The sequence below is a fragment of the Pseudomonas sp. DE0157 genome, from assembly GCF_007678615.1.
In the GTDB taxonomy this organism is placed as follows: domain Bacteria; phylum Pseudomonadota; class Gammaproteobacteria; order Pseudomonadales; family Pseudomonadaceae; genus Aquipseudomonas; species Aquipseudomonas parafulva_B.
The window spans coordinates 59,447-78,598 of the sequence record NZ_VEJN01000019.1 but is presented as its reverse complement, the minus strand read 5'-3'; the positions used below and the strand labels follow the sequence as shown (position 1 = coordinate 78,598).

The following is a 19,152-nucleotide window of genomic DNA, read 5'->3' as shown; positions in this document are numbered from 1 at the left end:
TGTAGCAGAGCCGCGACTGTGCCTCAGCCGACCACGCGGCGTGCCTGCCCGGCAAAATACGCCTGGGCGTTTTCCGCCAGTTGGCCCACGATCCGCTGGCGCGCCTCGACAGCCCCCCAAGCGCTGTGAGGGGTAATGATCAGGCGCTCGATGCCAGGTTCGAGCAGGGGGTTGCCGTCTGCCGGAGGCTCGACGCTCAACACGTCGGTTGCAGCCCCGCCCAAATGACCACTGCGCAATGCATCGGCCAGCGCCTGCTCGTCGATCAACCCGCCACGTGCGGTATTGACCACCAGTGCACCGGGCTTGAGCAGGGCCAGTTCGCGCTCGCCGATCATGTGCCGAGTGTGCTCATTCAGGGGGCAATGCAGGGTGAGGGCGTCGACCTGTGGCAGCAGTTCATCCAGTGGCAGGCGGTCGGCACGGCTCGGCCGGCCTGGAATCTGCCCGCTCAGCACGCGCATGCCGAAGGCTTCGGCCAAGCGTGCCACCGCACCGCCCAGTTCACCATGGCCGAGCAGGCCGAGGGTCTTGCCCTCCAGCTCGACGATCGGATAGTCCAGCAGGCAGAACTGGCTGGCCTTGGCCCATCGTCCCTCGGCCACCGCCTTGTTGTAATCACACAGGCGCGTGGCCAGTGCCAGCAGCAGGCCCAAGGTGTGCTGGGCAACCGAAGGTGTGCCGTAGCCCTGACAGTTGCAGACCGTGATGCCTTGCGCCCGGGCGGCGGCCAGGTCGACGTTGTTGGTGCCGGTAGCAGCCACCAGAATCAGCTTGAGCTGTGGGTTGGCTTGGAGGCAGGCGGCGTCGAGCACCACCTTGTTGCTGATCACCGCAACAGCGCCTTGAAGACGTTCGGCCACCTGCTCGGGCGTCGTGGCGGCGAACAGCGCCAGTGAATCGAACGACCGGTGCAGCGGCGTCAGGTCCAGGTCGCCCAGGTCCAGGGAGTCGTGGTCGAGAAAAACGGCGTGGCGCGAGCTGGGCATAGGGGGCTCCGGTTCAACAAAAGGGGATGAAGGTCTGGTTGACGCCTGTGGATCAGTGTCCAGCCCTTGCTTGCCGCCCGTCAACGCCTGGCGCCGCAGGCTGCACCGGCCAAATCATTCCTTCGGCTGATTTGACCGGCGCAGTCGCGCACTACAGTGACGCCACGCCTTGCAAGCCCGCGCCTCAATAAAAGGGATATTTATGCTGCAGACCCGTCTCCTCAAGCCCGCCGACGACGCCTACGCCTACCCCCTGCTGATCAAGCGCCTGCTGATGTCGGCCAGCCGCTACGAAAAGACCCGTGAGATCGTCTACCGGGACCAGGTGCGACTGACCTATGCACAGTTGAGCCAGCGCATCGCGCAGTTGGCCAACGTGCTGAGCGAAGCCGGCGTGAAGGCCGGCGACACCGTGGCAGTGATGGACTGGGACAGCCACCGCTATCTTGAGTGCATGTTCGCCATCCCGATGATCGGTGCAGTGGTGCATACCATCAACGTGCGCCTCTCGCCCGACCAGATTCTCTACACCATGAATCACGCCGAAGACCGCCTGGTGCTGGTCAACAGTGACTTCATCGAGCTGTACCAGTCCATTGCCGGCCAGTTGACCACTGTCGAGCGCACTGTGCTGTTGACCGACGGGGTGGATACCCATGCGGCCTTGCCCAACCTGGTCGGCGAGTATGAGCAGCTGCTGGCTGGGGCGAGCACGCAGTACGATTTCCCCGACTTCGACGAACATTCGGTCGCCACCACCTTCTACACCACAGGCACCACGGGCAACCCCAAGGGGGTGTATTTCACCCATCGGCAACTGGTCCTGCATACCCTGGCCGAAGCCTCGGTCATGGGCAGCATCGACAGCGTGCGGCTGCTGGGCAGCAATGACGTGTACATGCCCATCACCCCCATGTTCCACGTGCACGCCTGGGGTATTCCGTACGTTGCGACCATGTTGGGCATCAAGCAGGTGTACCCGGGCCGCTACGAGCCCGAGATGCTGCTCAAGCTGTGGCGCGAAGAGCAGGTCACCTTCTCCCACTGCGTACCGACCATCCTGCAGATGCTGCTCAACTGCCCCCACGGCACAGGTGTGGATTTCGCCGGCTGGAAAATCATCATCGGCGGCAGTGCGCTGAACCGTTCGCTCTACGATGCGGCCTTTGCCCGCGGCATTCAGCTGACAGCGGCCTACGGCATGTCCGAGACGTGCCCATTAATCAGTGCCGCGCACCTCAACGACGAATTGCAGGCCGGCACCGAAGACGAGCGCATCAGTTATCGCATCAAGGCCGGTGTACCCGTGCCGCTGGTCGAAACGGCCATCATCGATGCAGAAGGGCGTTTCCTGCCCGCCGACGGTGAGACCCAGGGTGAACTGGTGCTACGTGCGCCGTGGCTGACGCAGGGCTATTTCAAGGAGCCGGAAAAGAGCCAGGCGCTGTGGGAGAACGGCTGGCTGCACACCGGCGACGTCGCCACGCTCGACAGCATGGGTTTTATCGACATCCGCGATCGCATCAAGGATGTGATCAAGACCGGTGGTGAGTGGCTGTCCTCGCTGGACCTGGAAGACATGATCAGCCGGCATCCGGCTGTGCGGGAAGTGGCTGTGGTAGGGGCGGCCGATCCCCAGTGGGGCGAGCGCCCGTTTGCCTTGGTGGTGGTGCGCGAAGGCCAGGTGATCGACGCCAGGGCACTCAAGGAACACCTCAAGCCGTTCGTAGAGCAGGGGCGCATCAACAAGTGGGCCATCCCCAGCCAGATCGCCCTTGTTACTGAAATTCCCAAGACCAGTGTCGGCAAGCTCGACAAGAAACGCATCCGCCAGGACATCATCGAGTGGCAGGCCTGTAACAGTGCCTTCCTGTCCACCCTGTGAAAGCGGGCATGCGGCAATCTGTCCTGGGCCAACCCGCATGCCAGAGCGGAGCAGTGCTTGCCAAATGGCGCAAATGCGCCATTCTTCAGCACGGCCGGGGCGCAATCGGAGCACACAGCACCGCCCAGGCGGCACGGAGCGCAAATCACACTTTAGAGGGATCGAGCGCCTGTGCCTTGGTGGCTATAGTCGGGGCCAGGGGCTTTTCGGGAGGGGAGGGTGAGCAGGCGCTGTCTTGCACACCGGTCGTTCGGGCCATTCCTGAAAGCACCACTGCCATAACAAAAAAGAACATGGAGTAGCGTCGATGAAATCTGCAAACCCGTTCTGGCGCAGGGCCAGGTTGCCCATGGCTGTAAGCCTGGCGTCCACCCTTGCCAGTCCCGCTTTCGCGGTCAGTTTCAACATCGGTGAAATCGAAGGCCAGTTCGACTCGTCGCTCTCCATCGGCGCCAGTTGGTCGACAGCCAGTCCCAACCGCAACCTGATCGGGGTCAACAACGGCGGCAAGGGCCTTTCGCAAACGTCCGACGATGGCCACCTCAACTTCAAGAAGGGCGAGACCTTCTCCAAGATCTTCAAGGGCATCCACGACCTGGAGCTCAAGTACGGCGATACCGGCATCTTCGTGCGCGGCAAGTACTGGTACGACTTCGAACTCAAGGACGAGGGCCGTCAATTCAAGGACATCAGCGACTCCAACCGCAAGGAAGGGGCCAAGTCCTCGGGTGCCGAGCTGCTCGACGCCTTCGTCTACCACAACTACTCCATCGGCGATCAGCCAGGCTCGGTGCGCCTGGGCAAGCAAGTGGTCAGCTGGGGCGAGAGCACCTTCATCGGCAGCGGCATCAATGCCGTCAACCCAATTGACGTGTCGGCGTTTCGCCGGCCAGGGGCCGAGATCAAGGAAGGCCTGATTCCGGTCAACATGTTCTATGTTTCCCAGAGCCTGACCGACAACCTGTCGGCCGAGGCCTTTTACCAGCTCGAGTGGGACCAGACCGTCGTCGACAACTGCGGCACGTTCTTCTCGCAACCAGACATCATTGCCGACGGCTGCACCGATAACCTGCGTGTGCTCAACAGCAGCCGTACCGTGCCTGCCGCCGCTCGCCAGTTCCTGGCCACCCGCGGCGTCAACCTCAACGAAGAAGGGGTGATGGTGCGCCGTGGCGGCGACCGTGATGCCCGTGACAGCGGGCAGTTCGGCGTGGCCATGCGCTACATGTTCGAGCCGCTGGACACCGAGTTTGGCGCCTACTTCATGAACTATCACAGCCGTGCGCCGATCTTCAGCGCAACCGGCGCCTCGCCTTCGGTCTTCGCCGCGATCCCGACCCTTCCAGCGCAGTTGCGTGCATTGGCACCGTTGATCGTGGCCGGCAACTCCAAGTACTTCGTCGAGTACCCCGAGGACATCCGCCTGTATGGCCTGAGCTTCTCCACCACACTGCCCACCGGCACCGCCTGGAGCGGTGAAATCAGCTACCGTCCCAACGCACCTGTGCAGCTCAACACCACCGACATCCTGTTCGCCGGTGTGCGCCCGCTGGGCGGCGCCTTGAGCAACGCTTCGCTGCTCGATGGCGTGCCTGGCCAGGACCTGCATGGCTACCGGCGCAAGGAAGTCACCCAGTTCCAGACCACCCTGACCCACTTCTTCGACCAGGTGATGGGTGCCAGCCGCATGACCGTGGTGGGCGAGGTGGGCGTGACCCATGTCGGCGGCCTGGAAAGCGCCTACGACACACGCTACGGCCGCGACCCGGTGTTCGGCCCCGGCCCGTTGCCCGCCACCGGTGGGGCCAATACCTGCCAGGCGCTCAACACCAGCACCATTGGTGGCGCAGGCGCCGGTGCCTCGACAGCCAACCTGAACCGCAAGTGCGAGAACGACGGCTATACCACCAGCACTTCGTGGGGCTACCGCGCCCGGGTCATCTGGGACTACAACGATGTGTTCGCAGGCGTCAACCTCAAGCCGAGCGTGGCTTGGTCCCATGACGTCTCCGGTTATTCGCCAGGCCCTGGCGGCAACTTCGAGGAGGGACGCAAGGCGGTCAGCCTGGGGCTGGATGCCGAGTACCAGAACACCTACACCGCCAGCCTGTCGTACACCAATTTCTTCGACGGCAAGTACAGCACCGTGGATGACCGCGACTTCCTCGCCCTCAGCTTCGGCGTGAACTTCTAAGCATACGGATCCAGGACGACACGACATGAACAACACCAGAAGTCTGCTGCAAGCCGGTGTGCTGGGCCTGTCCCTGCTGGCTACCAGCGTGATGGCAGCAGTACCGGCCGGCGAAGCAGCCAAGTTGGGTGCCACCCTGACCCCCATGGGCGCGGAAAAGGCCGGTAATGCCGATGGCTCCATCGGGCCATGGCAGCCGCTCTCGAAGACGGCCGGCAGCGTCGATGGCAAAGGTTTCCTCGCCGACCCCTACGGTACCGAGAAACCGCTGTTCACCATCACCGCGCAGAACGCCGAGCAGTACAAGGACAAGCTGTCCCCAGGCCAGATGGCCATGCTCAAGCGCTACCCGGACACCTATAAGCTTCCCGTCTACAAGACGCACCGTGGGGCCACGGTACCGGCCGAGGTGTTTGCTGCAATCAAGGAAAACGCCACTCAGGCCACCCTGGTGGAGGGGGGTAACGGCCTGAACAACTTCCGCACGGCGGTGCCGTTCCCTATCCCGCAGAACGGTCTGGAAGTGATCTGGAACCACATCACCCGCTACCGTGGCGGCAGCGTGAGCCGCCAGGTCATCCAGGCGACCCCGCAGCAGAATGGATCATTCAACCCGGTGTCGTTCTCCGATCAGTTCGTGTTCCGTGATCGAATGAAAGACTACGATCCCAACAATCCAGGGAACATCCTGTTCTACTTCAAGCAGGAAGTGACTGCGCCAGCTCGCCTTGCAGGCACCGTGCTGCTGGTTCACGAGACCCTCGACCAGGTCAAGGAACCGCGCAAGGCGTGGATCTACAACGCCGGTCAACGCCGCGTGCGCCAGGCGCCGCAGGTGTCGTACGACGGCCCGGGGACCGCTGCAGACGGCCTGCGAACCTCCGATAACCTCGACATGTTCAACGGCGCCCCGGACCGCTATGACTGGAAGCTCGAAGGCAAGAAGGAACTGTACATCGCCTCCAACGCCTTCAAGCTCGACGACCCGAAACTCAAGTACGCCGACATCATCAAGGCAGGGCACATCAACCAGGACCTGGCACGTTACGAGTTGCGTCGCGTCTGGCATGTGGTGGCCACGCTCAAGCCCGGCCAGCGACACATCTATGCCAAGCGTGACTTCTACATCGACGAAGACACCTGGCAAGCCGCCGTGATCGACCAGTATGACGGGCGCAACCAGCTCTGGCGTGTGTCTGAAGCCCATGCGCAGCCGTACTACAACGTCGAGGTGCCATGGATCACCCTTGAAGCCATCTATGATCTGCAATCGGGGCGCTACCTGGCCCTGGGCATGAAGAACGAAGAAAAACGTGCCTACGACTTCGGCTTCACTGCCAGCAAGGCCGACTTCCAGCCTGCGGCCCTGCGTCAGTCAGGCATCCGCTGATACCGAAGAAGTAAGTGACAGGGCCACCCTCGGTGGCCCCATCGCGCCAATGCAGGGGGTGCCAGCCCCCGGCAGAAGCGCCGGGCCATTGCGATAAACCGTCTGAATACCCCGCCAAAACCCCCATTCCAGCGCGCGTCGATCGGCGCTGTTGCTTTTTGTCGTAGTCTTTTTCCGGCGCAGTCTCCCGGCCAACTTCAAATGGAAGGCGTTAACCGCTAGTCTCGCAACCACCCCTACGCCGTATTTGTCCACCCAGAACGAGCCGGCCATGACAGATCTGTCCCGTACGCATGGATGCACCAGCCAGGCCGTGGGCCTGATGGACGAGCATTTCTTTCGACCGCCCTTGCCCGATGGCCATGTCCCGCGTCAGCGCCTGTGCCAGCGCCTGCAAGCCGGGCTGGGTGGGCGGTTGCTGCTGATCAGTGCGCCAGCAGGCTTCGGCAAGAGTTCACTGGCCATCGAGTTCTGCGAGACGCTGCCTGCCCACTGGCGCACGCTGTGGTTGGGCTTGAGCCAGCGAGATGCCGATCCCGGGCGCTTTCTGGAGCGTCTGCTCGACGGGTTGCAGCAGCACTGCTCAGCCATGGGAGAGCAGGCGATGGGGTTGTTGAAGATGCGCCAGCGCCACCAGCCGTTTGCTTTCGAGCCGTGGCTTGGCACGGTGCTCGACGCGTTGGCGCTGCACTTGCGCAACGAGTCGCCCTTGCTGGTGGTGCTGGACGACTACCACCTTGCCCAAGGTCCCGTCCTGGACCACTGCCTGCAATTCTTCCTCAATCACTTGCCCGCAGGCCTCGTGCTGCTGGTAACCAGCCGTCAGCGCCCGGACTGGCACCTGGCACGCCTTCGCCTGTCCCGGCAATTGGCCGAGCTGAGCGAGCAGGACCTGCGCCTGACCGCCGAAGAGTCGCTGGCGGTGCTGGGGCGCAGGCCCACTGGGCTGCGTGGCCAGGCGCTGGACAACCTCATCCAGCGCAGCGATGGCTGGGTGGCCGGGCTGCGTTTCTGGCAGCTGGCCGCTAGCGAGTCCAGCGATGAAAACGTTCTGCCCCAGGCGTTGCACGGTGGCGAAGGCCTGATCCGCGATTACCTGCTCGAAGAGGTGATCGACATACTGCCGGCGCCTGTGCAGCGCTTTCTCGACGAGACGGCATGCCTGGAACGCTTCTGCGCGCCCCTGTGCGATGCGGTACGGCTGCAACAGGACAGCGGCGGCATCCTGAATTTTCTACAATCGCACCAGGTGTTTCTGGTGCCACTGGATGAGCACGGCCGGTGGTTTCGCTACCACCATCTGTTCTCCGACCTGCTTCGCAGCCGCCAGGCACGCGAGGCTTTGACCGAGCGGCACCTGCGCGCCTCTTGCTGGTTCCAGTCCCAGGGCTTGCTGGACGAGGCGGTGGAGCAGGCGTTGCGCGGGGGCGACCTGAACGCGGCGGCCAATCTCGTGCAAAGCCTGTCCGAAGAGCAACTGCTGGCCGAGCAGAACGTCGCGATGCTGCTACGTTGGAAAATGGACCTGCCCGACAGCCTGTTGGTCAGCACACCGCGCCTGATCGTGTTGTACAGCTGGGCCCTTGGCCTGGCGTGTCAGCTCGACGCTGCCGAGGAACTGGCAAGCCATCTGGGGCGCTTTCTGCCGGCGCCTTCTGCCACTGCCCAGAAGTCCATGCTCGCCCAGTGGCTGGCACTGAGCGGCGTGATCGCCAGGGGCCGGGGCGATCGTGAACGCACCCTGACCTGCTGCACCGAAGCACTGCAGAGCCTGCCCTGCAAACGGTATGGCCAGCGCCTGGTGTGCCTGTCGACGTTGTCGAACCTGGCAATCGCCGAGGGCGACTTCTGGCGTGCGCGGGGCTGGAACCGGGAAGCGCTGGAGCTGGCGCAGCGCGTCGGCAACCCCCTGTTCGAGGCCCTGGCCCACTACGACAGGGCCCGGGTATTGCACGCCCGAGGCGAGGTCGTGCGTGCACTGGGCGAAGTGCGTGAAGGGCTACAGCGTTTGCACGGGTTGTCTGCACAGCGGTTGTATGCAATCCGGGCGCGGCTGACCTTGTACGAAGGCTATCTGCTGGTCGCGCGCCTGTGTCCGGAGCAGGGCCTGGCTCGGCTGCGTGGTGGCCTGGGCGAGGCACGTGCCTGCCGTGACATCAGTGTGCTTATCGGTCATTGCGTGATTGCCATGCTCGACGGACGGGAAGGGCGCTTCGCCGAAGCGTTCACTGAACTCGCCGAAGCCGAGCGCCTGATGCACATCTGGGACGTGCCACCTGTGTACTACCTGGCGATGATCACCTTGGTCAAATGCGAGCTCTGGCTCGCGCAAGGGCGCATGGACCTTGCCGAATCCTGGCTGTCGCGCCTGGGGCAGACTTACGGCGGCGCGCAGGCGGCCCTGGCGCCCGAATTCCACCCGTTGTTGCCCTGCCATGTCGCGTTGCAGCAAGCCGCACTTGACCGCATTCAGGGGCGTGAGGCGCAGGCGGCACGCAACCTTGAACAGCTTGCCGAGCGCGGCCAGGGCTGTGGGGGCATGATGCTGACAGTGAGCGCTATGTGCCCGTTGATCGCCTTGCACCTTGACCAGGGGCATCAGGCACAGGCAGCACGGTTGCTGCCGGCGCTGCTGCAGGCGGCCAGTGGCGGTGTTCTGCAGCCGTTCCAGGAGCTGTTGCAACGCTACCCGCAGTGGCTGCGCGAGCAGGTCCAGGGCAGCGACAACAGTTCGGTTCGGGCCCAGCTGCTCGAACGGTTGCCCTGCTTGCCATGCACTACCGCCAGTGCTGATGCACTCAGTAGCCGCGAACGGGCTGTGCTTGAGCTGATCGCCCAGGGTTGGTCGAACCAGCAAATCAGCGAGCGGCTGTTCATCTCGCTGCACACGGTCAAGACGCACGCCAGCCACATCAACAGCAAGCTGGGGGTCGAGCGCCGCACCCAGGCCGTAGCCAAGGCCAAGGCACTTGGCTTGCTGGAGTGACACTGGCAGGGGGTGCGGCGGGTGGCTAAAATGCTGGCCTGATGCCACCTTTGAAGTGGCGCGTACGCCACGCTTATCTTTTCCGACCGCCTGCCGATACAGCGTTCGGTGGTTCGCCTCGTGCCATCTTTCCATTTCTTCCAGGGCAGGTCGTGTTGATGCTGCAGTTCGGGCAAAAGAGTTTTCTGATCGTTGACGACTTCACCGACTTTCGCACGTCGACCCGCTCCATGCTGCGCGAGCTGGGTGTTCGCGACGTGGACACCGCCGACAGTGGCGAGCAGGCGCTACGCATGTGCGCCCAGAAGCGTTATGACTGCATCCTGCAAGACTTTCACTTGGGCGATGGCAAGAAAAACGGCCAGCAGGTGCTCGAAGACCTGATCATCGACAAGCACATCAGCCACGAATGCGTGTTCATCATGGTCACTGCCGAAAGCAGCCAGGCCATTGTACTGAGCGCCATCGAGCACGAGCCCGACGCCTACCTGACCAAGCCCTTTAACCGGGTAGGCCTTGCCCAGCGCGTGGAAAAGCTCTACCAGCGCAAGGCGCTGTTGAAACCGATTCTCCAGGCACTGGACCGCAACCGCCCAGGCGAAGTGCTGGCAGCCTGTGCCGAGCTGTGCAAGCGCGACCCGCGCCTGGCGCCGCTGTGCCTGCGCTACCGGGCCGATGCGCTGCGCAACCTCAACCGCTTCGAAGAGCTCGAGAAGTTTCTCAAGGCCATTCTCGCCAGCCGCCCGCAGCCCTGGGTCTATGCGGCATTGGGCAGCCTGATGCACAAGCGCGGCCAGCATGCCCAGGCCCAGGCCGTCTACGAGCAGGCGCTCAAGGCCTTCCCGATCATGCCCAGTCTCTACGATGGCATGGCCGATGTGCTGGAGGCGCAAGGCGAAACCAAGCGCGCCCAAGGGCTATTGGAGGAGGCCGTGCGGCTTTCGCCGTTATCGGTTCGGCGCCAATCGAAGCTGGGCAAGCTGGCGTTGGCCAACGAAGACTTCGACAGCGCGTCCAAGGCGTTCCGGCACGCCGTGAATCAGGGGCAGAGCTCACGCTACAAGGATGCCGAGAACAACCTGGGCCTGGTGCAGGCCTTGATGAGCCGTAATGCAGGCTTCGGTCTGGACGCTCGCACCCGGGTCGAGATCAACACCACGCTCAGCGAGGTGGCCAAGGAAAACCCGGAAGACCAAGGCCTTCAGGTGCGTGCCCGCATGATGAAAGCCGCCAGCCTGCAGCAGGCCGGCGATCCGGAGACCGCGGCCAAGCTGACCGACCAGGCCGTCCAGCGCCTGGAAAAGATGAACCAGTTCTTCTCGGTCGATGCGGCCCTGACCGTTGCCCGGCAATTGCAGGCGTCGGGGCAGGATGCCGCGGCCATCGGCGTGCTCAGAAGTTGTGTGGAGAGTTATGGCGACGACCCCAAGGTCATGGAAAGAGTAGGCCAGCTGACGGATGACCCCAGTGTGCTGAACGCCATCACCGAAGCCGTTACGCTCAATCGTCAGGGCGTGCGCAGTTACCAGGGAGGTCAGCTCGGCGAGGCGTTGCAGCTGTTCCGTAAAGCGTTGGGCCTGCAGCCCAGGAACATCAGTATCGCCCTCAATACCGCCCAGGCGCTGCTGCGCATTGGCGGAGAGAATCCTCAGCCTGCGATCATGCAGGAATGCCGCGACGCCTTGACCAGCGTGGCCGGTATCCCCGCCAGCGATAACCGCTATGACCGCTACCGCAAACTGCATACCCGGGTGTTCGGCGCATGAATCTTGATAATCAGGGGCTGGATTTTTCCACGGTGATCGCCTCCACCGTGCACGACCTGAAGAATTCGCTCTCGGCACTGATCCAATCCCACGGCCAGTGGGTCCAGCGCTTGCCCGAAGAGCTGCGCGGTGGCGCGGAACAGGGGGTGATGGAGCATGAGTTCCGGCACCTCAATGGCATGCTGGTGCAGTTGCTGGGCTTGTACAAGCTCGGTGTGAATCAACTGCCGGTATGCCCGGACTACCACGAACTCGACGACTTCATCGAGGCGCAGTTGGCAGCCCACGAAGAAGTCTTGCAGCACAATGCCATCGAGGCGAAGTGGCGCATCGATACCGATAATCCCCTGGGCTTTTTCGATCGCGAGCTGGTGGCATCGGTTGTGACCAACGTCATTACCAATGCCACGCGGTTCGCCGAAAAGGCCCTGTTGATCACCATCGAGGAGGCCGACAACCAACTGGTCATCTGCATTAACGATGACGGGCCCGGCTACCCGGCGCGCATGATCGAACGGCAACAGGAATACATCCAGGGCATCGACTCCACCAGTGGCAGCACGGGCCTTGGCTTGTATTTCGCTGCGCGCATTGCGGCCTTGCATGAAAGCGGCGGCGTGCAGGGCCGCATTGATATCTCCAACGGGGGCGCGCTCGGGGGCGGCCTGTTCCGGTTGTATTTGCCCTGAAGGGTGAACAGAGCGGTGCACAAATGCGCAGGCGGGCGCGGAATTTTCACCGGGCAAGACACTCCAAGCCTGACATAGAGCCGTTCCAGACCTACGGCATACATGACCAACACGAGGAGCTTGCCCATGTTCACCATGCGTCGCCTGATTATCGTCGCAACCACTGCTGCCCTGATGACCGGCTGTGCGGGGCAAAACCCCTATGAGAACCAGGGGCAAGAGGCCGGCGGCATGAGCAAGACCGCCAAGTACGGTGGCCTGGGTGCCCTGGCCGGTGCCGTGGCCGGCGCCGCGATCGATCACAATCACCGTGGCAAGGGTGCACTGATCGGCGCTGCGGCCATTGGCGCCGCGGCGGCCGGCTACGGCTACTACGCCGACAAGCAGGAAGCCGAACTGCGCGCGAAAATGGCCAACACCGGGGTCGAGGTTCAGCGCCAGGGCGACCAGATCAAACTGATCATGCCCGGCAACATCACCTTCGCCACCGATTCGGCCAACATCTCGCCAAGCTTCTACGCACCGCTGAACAACCTGGCCGGCTCGTTCAAGCAGTTCAACCAGAACAACATCGAAGTGGTGGGTTTCACTGACAGCACCGGTAGCCGTCAGCACAACATGGACCTGTCCCAGCGTCGTGCCCAGGCCGTCAGCAGCTACCTGACTTCCCAGGGTGTGGATGCCTCGCGGGTCACCGTGCGCGGCATGGGCCCGGATCAACCGATCGCCAGCAACGCCGATGCCAATGGCCGCGCGCAGAACCGCCGCGTGGAAGTGAACCTCAAGCCGATCCCTGGCCAGCAGTACGACCAGCAGCAGGGCCAGGTTCAGCAGTATCCCTGACCCAAAGGTGGGGGCCACTTGATGGCCCCCGCATTCAGCGCACCTCGCTTGCCTGAATGGCGGTCAGGGCAATGGTGTGCACAATGTCGTCGACCTGCGCCCCGCGCGGTAGATCGTTCACCGGTTTGCGCAGCCCCTGCAGCATGGGCCCGAGGCTCACGCCGTCGGTACTGCGCTGCACGGCCTTGTGTGTGGTATTGCCGGTGTTCAGGTCCGGGAACACGAACACCGTGGCGCGACCGGCCACCTGACTGCCCGGCGCCAGGTCGCGTGCAACGGCCGGGTTGACAGCCGCATCGTATTGCAGCGGCCCATCGATCAACAGCTGTTCGGCGCCCTCCCTGGCCATGCGTGTGGCCTCTCGCACTTTTTCCACCTCCTCGTCGCTTGCCGAATCGCTTGAATAACTGATCATCGCGACCCGTGGCGTGATGCCGAAGGTATGCGCCGATGCAGCACTCTGGCGCGCGATCTCGGCGAGTTCGGCGGCATTGGGGTGAGGGTTCATCACGCAGTCGCCGTAGACCAGCACCTGGTCCGGAAACAGCATGAAGAAGACCGAAGAGACCAGGCTGGCGCCCGGTGCGGTCTTGATCAGCTGTAATGCAGGACGGATGGTATTGGCCGTCGAATGCACCAGACCCGAGACCAGGCCATCGACTTCGTCCAGGGCCAGCATCATGGTGCCGATGACCACCGGGTCTTCAAGCTGTTGTTCGGCCATCGGTGCGTTGAGGTTCTTGCTCTTGCGCAGCGCCACCATGGGCTCGACATAGCGCTCGCGGATCAGGTCCGGGTCCAACACCTCCAGCCCTTCGGGCAGTGTGATGCCCTGGGCTCGGGCCACGGCATCGACCGCTTCAGGCTTTGCGAGCAGCACGCAGCGGGCAATGCCGCGTGCCTGGCAGATGGCCGCCGCCTGCACCAGCAGCGGCTCGGCCCCTTCGGGCAGGACGATACGTTTGTTGGCCTGCTGCGCGCGCTGGATCAGTTGATAGCGAAATACCGCAGGTGACAGGCGCATCTCGCGCGGAGCGCCGCAGCGCTGGCTCAACCAGGCGCCGTCAAGGTGGCTGGCCACGAAGTCGGTGATGAACTCGGCGCGCTCGCGGTCATCGACCGGAATTTCCCTGTTCAGGGCATTGAGCTGGTTGGCGGTGTCATATGACCCTGTGCTGACCGACAGGATCGGCAACCCTGCCTGCAGCGCTCCGCGGCATAGCCCCAGGATCCGCGCATCGGGCTTGCTGTCGCTGGTCAGCAGCAGGCCTGCCAACGGCACGCCGTTGATCGCTGCCAGGCTCACGGCGAGGATGATGTCGTCGCGATCGCCGGGCGTCACCACCAACGTTCCAGATGTCAGCAGCGGCACGGTATTGGCCACCGTGCGGGCGCAGATGATGATCTTGGTCATGCGGCGCTGCTCAAAGTCACCGGCATTGAGGACCTGGGCCCCGAGCAGCTCTGCCACATCCCGCGTGCGCGGGGCATTGAGCTCCGGCTGATAGGGAATGCAGCCGATCAGGCGGAAATCATTGCCGCGCAGCAGCGGCGAGTGCTCACGCAGACGCGTCGAGAATTGCTCCATGCTCTGGTCGGTGCGCACCTTGTTCAGGATCACACCCAGCACCTTGGGGTCGCGCGGGCCTCCGAACAGCTGGGCCTGCAGCTCGACCCTGCCGGACAGTTCACTGAGCACTTCCTGTTCGGCGGCCGATACCAGGATCACTTCGGCATCCAGGCTCTTGGCAAGGTGCAGGTTCACGCGGGCTGCGTAGCTGGCGTGACGGGTAGGGACCATGCCCTCGACCACTACCACGTCGTTGCCGACACAAGCCTGCTGGTACAGGCGAACGATCGACTCGAGCAGCTCGTCCAGCTGACCATCGCCCAGCATCCGTTCGACCTGGGCCAGGCTCAGCGGCGTCGGCGGCATGATGCCGTGGGTACGAGCGATCAGCTCGGTGGAGCGCTCCGGGCCGGTGTCGCCCGGGTGGGGCTGGGCAACAGGCTTGAAGAAGCCCACTTTCAGGCCGGCGCGCTCCAGCGTGCGCACAAGGCCCAGGCTGATGGACGTAAGGCCGACGCCAAAGTCGGTTGGTGCGATGAAAAAAGTCTGCATGCGTGCTTCTCGAAATAAGCGGTGCAAGGGATCAGCGATCAAGGGTAGCGCTATCGGCACCCTGTGCGCACCAACCGCACGGGAACGCCTGGCCAATGCGCTGCGCTCGCTGTTCGGGGTCGAGCACCCATGGGCGCAGCTGCCAGGGCGGCACGTGGCGCAGGTGCTGGGTGTGGCCACAGCTCAACTGGGCGACCCAGTGGCCTTCGGCATCCTGGGAAAAAGCGATGATCCGACTGATGGGCATGGGCGGATCCAGGCGAGGTTCGCAATCGGGCGATGGCTTGGTTACACTTGTGCGTTCTACATTCTTTTGCAAAAGGTCTTGCCCCATGCTGATCGCCGCCAACAAGGCTGTCTCCATCGACTATACCCTGACTAACGACGCCGGGGAGACCATCGACAGCTCCGCCGGTGGCGCGCCGCTGGTTTACCTGCAAGGTGCCGGCAACATCATCCCAGGCCTGGAAAAAGCCCTGGAAGGCAAACAGGCCGGCGACGAGCTGACCGTTTCCATCGAGCCTGAAGAGGCCTACGGCGAATACCTGGCCGAGCTGGTCAGCACCCTGAACCGCAGCCTGTTCGAAGGCGTCGACGAGCTGGAAGTGGGCATGCAGTTCCACGCCTCGGCCCCCGATGGCCAGATGCAGATCGTCACCATCCGTGACGTGGACGGCGACGACGTGACCGTCGATGGCAACCACCCACTGGCCGGCCAGCGCCTGAACTTCCAGGTCAAGGTCGTTGACGTACGTGACGCCAGCGAAGAAGAAATCGCTCACCGTCACATCCACGGTGAAGGTGGCCATCACCACTGATCTTTCTGCGCTAAGCTCAGAAAGTCGCCAGGCGTTCGGGCAAGCCGCCCTGCCTTCCCAAGGAAGGCGACGGCTTGAACGAACGCCTTTTTAGTGGGCGCAATTTGCCCAGGTGCCGTCGGCGACCTGAAAAGGGGATTACAGCATGAGTGCATTTCACGACCTGAAGTTGAACGCGCTTGACGGTGGCGATCTGTCCTTGAAACCGTACAAGGGGCAGGTAGTGCTGGTGGTCAACGTGGCCTCCAAGTGCGGCCTGACACCTCAGTACGCGGCGCTTGAGCAGCTCTACCAGACGTACAAGGACAAAGGCTTCACGGTCCTTGGCCTACCCTGCAATCAATTCGCAGGGCAGGAGCCGGGGAGCGAAGCGCAGATCCAGGAATTCTGCAGCATGAACTACGGCGTGAGCTTTCCGCTCGGCGCCAAGCTCGATGTGAACGGGCCCCGGCGCCATTCGATGTATCGTCTTCTGGCGGGCGAGGGCGCGGAGTTTCCTGGTGACATTACCTGGAATTTCGAGAAATTCCTGGTGGGCAAGGACGGGCGTGTATTGGCGCGCTTCTCCCCGCGCACGGCGCCGGATGATCCTGGGGTGGTCCAGGCCATCGAGAAAGCCCTGGGCTGATCACGTACCGGGTATTCGCCTTGGCCGCAGCGACGGCTTCACAGCGGCGGCATGGGCTGCATCGACTTCGCTTGGCGCGCATGAGCGCTCAGTGAAGCGCTGAGCAAGTGCGCTTCGAACTGGTCGACGATTTCCGACCACCCCTGATGGCTGGCATGCTGCCGAGCGTTGAGCCTCACCCGCCGCAGGGTCTCGCTGTCTTGCAACAGCCAGCAAGCGGCATCGATGAAGGCTGCCGCATCCCTTGGCATGGCCAGCGCCCCATTGTGGCCATGGCCGATGTGCTGCGCAGCCGTTGCCTGGTCATAAGCGACCACCGCCAACCCTGACGCCATGGCTTCGAGCACCACACGGCCAAACGTCTCGATCAGGCTGGGGAACAGAAACAGGTCACTGCTGGCATAGTGCTCGGCCAGTTGTTCGCCTCGCTGGACGCCGCATAGCACAGCCCCAGGAACCTGCTGCTGTAGCTTCCCCCGCAGTGGCCCGTCCCCCACCAGAATCAGGCGTACCCTTCGCTGTGGCAAAGCCCGTTGCAAAGCCTCGAAACAGCTTTGCAAAAGCCCCAGGTTTTTCTCCGGTGCCAACCGTCCCACATGCAGGACGGCGATATCATCGTGGCCCAGACCCCAGTGTTCGCGCAGCGCCTGGCTGCGACGGGCCGGGTTGAACAGCTCCGCGTCCACACCGTGCGGCATGTGCACCAGCCGCTCGAAGCCGCGGCGCTCCAGCCAACGCCGTTGGCTCAAGCTGGGCACGAGCGTCAAGACGGCCCGGCGATGAAACCAGCGCAGGTAAAGGCTTAGCAGGCGTCCCACTACGCCCATGCCGTGTTGCCCTGAAAGATGCGCAACGTGGGTATGCAATCCGCTAACAACGGCGATTCCTAATCGCCGAGCAGTGCGTAATGCGCTCAGCCCCAGGGGGCCTTCAGTGGCGATGTAAATGACGTCAGGCCGTCGCCGGCGCCAGTGCCTTGCCAGCGTGCGCAGGGAGACCTTGTCCCGTTGCAAACCCAGATAGCCGGGCAGTGGCCAGTCGCGCCACAGTCGCACGCCAGGGTTGTGCCCCGAAGCCTGCTCCCCTGGCTGTCTGGGGCGCACGATCCTGACGTGATGGCCACGCTGGCGCAGCCCTTCGCTCAGGTTCAACAGTGTGCAGGCCACGCCGTTGACGTGCGGGGCGAAGGTATCGCTGACGAGGCAGATGTGCAGAGCAGGTGTATTCATGAACTGACTATCCACCTGCTGCATTGCCGGGGCATGACGGCGAAGTGACGTCGGCATGATGCAGAGGGGGCATGACGCCTGTAACGCGCACGAATATTCATCAAGGCTGCACTCAAGAGGCGCAGTTGCCCGCCGATGCAGTTGCATTCGCCCCCACGCTCCAGGAGAGCGGTGATGTTCAACAACAAGCTCAAGCAAGAAATCCGGCAGTTGCGTGAAGAACTGATGATCATCGACCAGATCAAGAGCAGCCTGGACAGCGAGATGCTGGTGCTGCAACTCGACCCTGCCGGTCGGATCGAACTGGTCAATGGCAATTTCGAAACCGAGATGCTGTATCGGGCTGACCAATTGCTTGGGCGCAACATCGACGACATTGTGCCTGCCCACGTCAAGTCACTGGATTTTCACCAGCGCATGAAAAATGCCATCAGCCGGGGCGAGCATTTCAATGGCGCGTTTCGCCTGCTGCGCGGGGACGGCCAGGAAGCTTGGCTACGTTCGATCCTGCAACCTGTGAAGGGTAGCGACGGGCGCATCAAGTATTTCACCCTGCATTCGAGCGACCTGACCCGTACCATCGTCACCTCCCGCGAGCACGAGAGCCTGATCAAGGCGCTGATGCGCTCGACGGCGGTTATCGAGTTCGATCTCGATGGCATGATCCTGACCGCCAACGAACGCTTCTTGTCGGCAGTGGGGTACCGGCTGGATCAGATCCGTGGCAAGCACCACCGCATGTTCTGCGAACCGGCCGAGGTCAATTCACCCGGCTACCAAGCGTTCTGGGACAAGCTTCGCCGCGGTGAGTACATTGCCGAACGCTTCCGTCGGATCGATGCCCATGGCCGGGTGATCTGGCTGGAAGCTTCCTACAACCCGATCTTCAACGCCCACGATGAGCTGTACAAAGTGGTCAAGTTCGCCACGGTCATCACCGATCAGGTGAACCAGGAGCAAGCGGTGGCCCAGGCGGCGGACGTCGCCTACAACACCTCCCGGGAAACGGACACCAGCGCCCGTCGGGCCACAGAGGTGGTCGGGCAGAGCGTCAGCGTCATGCGTGGGCTCGAAGCCTCGATGCTTCAGGCTGCCGAAGGCATCCAGGCGCTGGACACCCAGTCGCGGGTCATCGGTTCGATCATCAAGACCATCAGCGATATCGCCGGGCAGACCAACTTGCTGGCGCTCAACGCCGCCATCGAAGCCGCCCGTGCTGGCGAGCAGGGGCGGGGCTTTGCGGTGGTGGCCGATGAGGTGCGTCAGCTGGCCTCGCGCACCAGCACGGCTACCGAGGAAATAGCCCGTGTGGTACAGCAAAACGAGCAGTTGGCCCAGGCTGCAGTGTCGATCATCGACACCAGCAAGCGCCAGGCCGAAGAAGGCCGCGCGCTGGCGGACCAGACCGGAAACGTGATTGAGGAAATCCAGGAAGGGGCCAGGCGGGTGGTGGATGTGGTGGGGCAGTTTTCCAGCCGCCTGGGGCAGTGATGCTGGGCAGTTGTGCAGGCCGGTTGTGTTCCATGGTGAGGCGACGCGGCGGCGCTCCCGTTGGACGCGCCTAAGATCGGCCGCTGCCTGACGGGCACGCGGCCGGTTCGGTCAGTCACTCG

14 protein-coding genes are annotated in these 19,152 nt (G+C 63.1%); 10 read left to right on the top strand and 4 right to left on the bottom strand.

Annotated features, from left to right (window positions below; genetic code table 11):
* Nucleotides 1-23 precede the first annotated feature (23 nt).
* Entirely contained in the window at nt 24-989 is a 966-nt protein-coding gene (locus FS777_RS19320; RefSeq protein WP_078479099.1) for a 2-hydroxyacid dehydrogenase, read from the bottom strand.
* A 202-nt stretch (nt 990-1,191) separates the two neighbouring features.
* Between FS777_RS19320 and FS777_RS19315 the strand changes: the two genes are divergently transcribed.
* From FS777_RS19315 to FS777_RS19285, 7 genes are all read left to right on the top strand, one after another.
* Nucleotides 1,192-2,874, top strand: a complete 1,683-nt coding sequence (locus FS777_RS19315) for a fatty acid--CoA ligase (RefSeq protein ID WP_058639451.1) — start codon at nt 1,192-1,194, stop codon at nt 2,872-2,874.
* Between the two features lie 307 nt (nt 2,875-3,181).
* Nucleotides 3,182-5,068 (top strand): DUF1302 domain-containing protein, encoded by a 1,887-nt coding sequence (locus FS777_RS19310; RefSeq protein WP_078479098.1) that lies wholly within the window; start codon nt 3,182-3,184, stop codon nt 5,066-5,068.
* A gap of 25 nt (nt 5,069-5,093) precedes the next feature.
* Entirely contained in the window at nt 5,094-6,458 is a 1,365-nt protein-coding gene (locus FS777_RS19305; RefSeq protein ID WP_058605862.1) for a DUF1329 domain-containing protein, read from the top strand.
* 271 nt (nt 6,459-6,729) lie between these two features.
* Nucleotides 6,730-9,444, top strand: coding sequence for a LuxR C-terminal-related transcriptional regulator (locus tag FS777_RS19300; RefSeq protein ID WP_145257177.1), 2,715 nt, complete (start codon nt 6,730-6,732; stop codon nt 9,442-9,444).
* A 158-nt stretch (nt 9,445-9,602) separates the two neighbouring features.
* Entirely contained in the window at nt 9,603-11,210 is a 1,608-nt protein-coding gene (locus tag FS777_RS19295) for a tetratricopeptide repeat-containing response regulator (RefSeq protein WP_058605873.1), read from the top strand.
* Nucleotides 11,207-11,899: a sensor histidine kinase KdpD gene (locus FS777_RS19290; RefSeq protein ID WP_058639448.1), complete on the top strand. Its 693-nt coding sequence runs from the start codon at nt 11,207-11,209 to the stop codon at nt 11,897-11,899. The genes FS777_RS19295 and FS777_RS19290 overlap by 4 nt, the downstream gene beginning before the upstream one ends.
* A 126-nt stretch (nt 11,900-12,025) precedes the next feature.
* Nucleotides 12,026-12,742 (top strand): OmpA family protein, encoded by a 717-nt coding sequence (locus tag FS777_RS19285; protein ID WP_023534691.1) that lies wholly within the window; start codon nt 12,026-12,028, stop codon nt 12,740-12,742.
* Nucleotides 12,743-12,776: 34 nt separating this feature from the next.
* Here FS777_RS19285 and pta read toward each other — a convergent pair whose 3' ends face one another.
* Nucleotides 12,777-14,864, bottom strand: a complete 2,088-nt coding sequence (gene pta, locus FS777_RS19280; protein ID WP_058639447.1) for a phosphate acetyltransferase — start codon at nt 14,862-14,864, stop codon at nt 12,777-12,779.
* A 31-nt stretch (nt 14,865-14,895) separates the two neighbouring features.
* A complete protein-coding gene (locus FS777_RS19275; protein WP_058639476.1) occupies nt 14,896-15,198 on the bottom strand; it encodes a DUF3565 domain-containing protein in 303 nt (100 codons plus the stop codon).
* Here FS777_RS19275 and FS777_RS19270 point away from each other — a divergent pair.
* Both FS777_RS19270 and FS777_RS19265 read left to right on the top strand, forming a co-directional pair.
* Entirely contained in the window at nt 15,197-15,682 is a 486-nt protein-coding gene (locus FS777_RS19270) for a peptidylprolyl isomerase (RefSeq protein WP_058605858.1), read from the top strand. The genes FS777_RS19275 and FS777_RS19270 overlap by 2 nt on opposite strands.
* A gap of 145 nt (nt 15,683-15,827) precedes the next feature.
* Complete coding sequence (locus tag FS777_RS19265) at nt 15,828-16,310, top strand: glutathione peroxidase (RefSeq protein WP_058639446.1); 483 nt, start codon at nt 15,828-15,830, stop codon at nt 16,308-16,310.
* A 38-nt stretch (nt 16,311-16,348) separates the two neighbouring features.
* Here the strand turns inward: FS777_RS19265 and FS777_RS19260 are convergent, their stop codons facing one another.
* Entirely contained in the window at nt 16,349-17,539 is a 1,191-nt protein-coding gene (locus FS777_RS19260; RefSeq protein WP_145257174.1) for a glycosyltransferase family 1 protein, read from the bottom strand.
* Nucleotides 17,540-17,713: 174 nt separating this feature from the next.
* Here FS777_RS19260 and FS777_RS19255 point away from each other — a divergent pair, with 174 nt between their 5' ends.
* Entirely contained in the window at nt 17,714-19,030 is a 1,317-nt protein-coding gene (locus FS777_RS19255) for a PAS domain-containing methyl-accepting chemotaxis protein (RefSeq protein WP_058605856.1), read from the top strand.
* Nucleotides 19,031-19,152 lie beyond the last annotated feature (122 nt).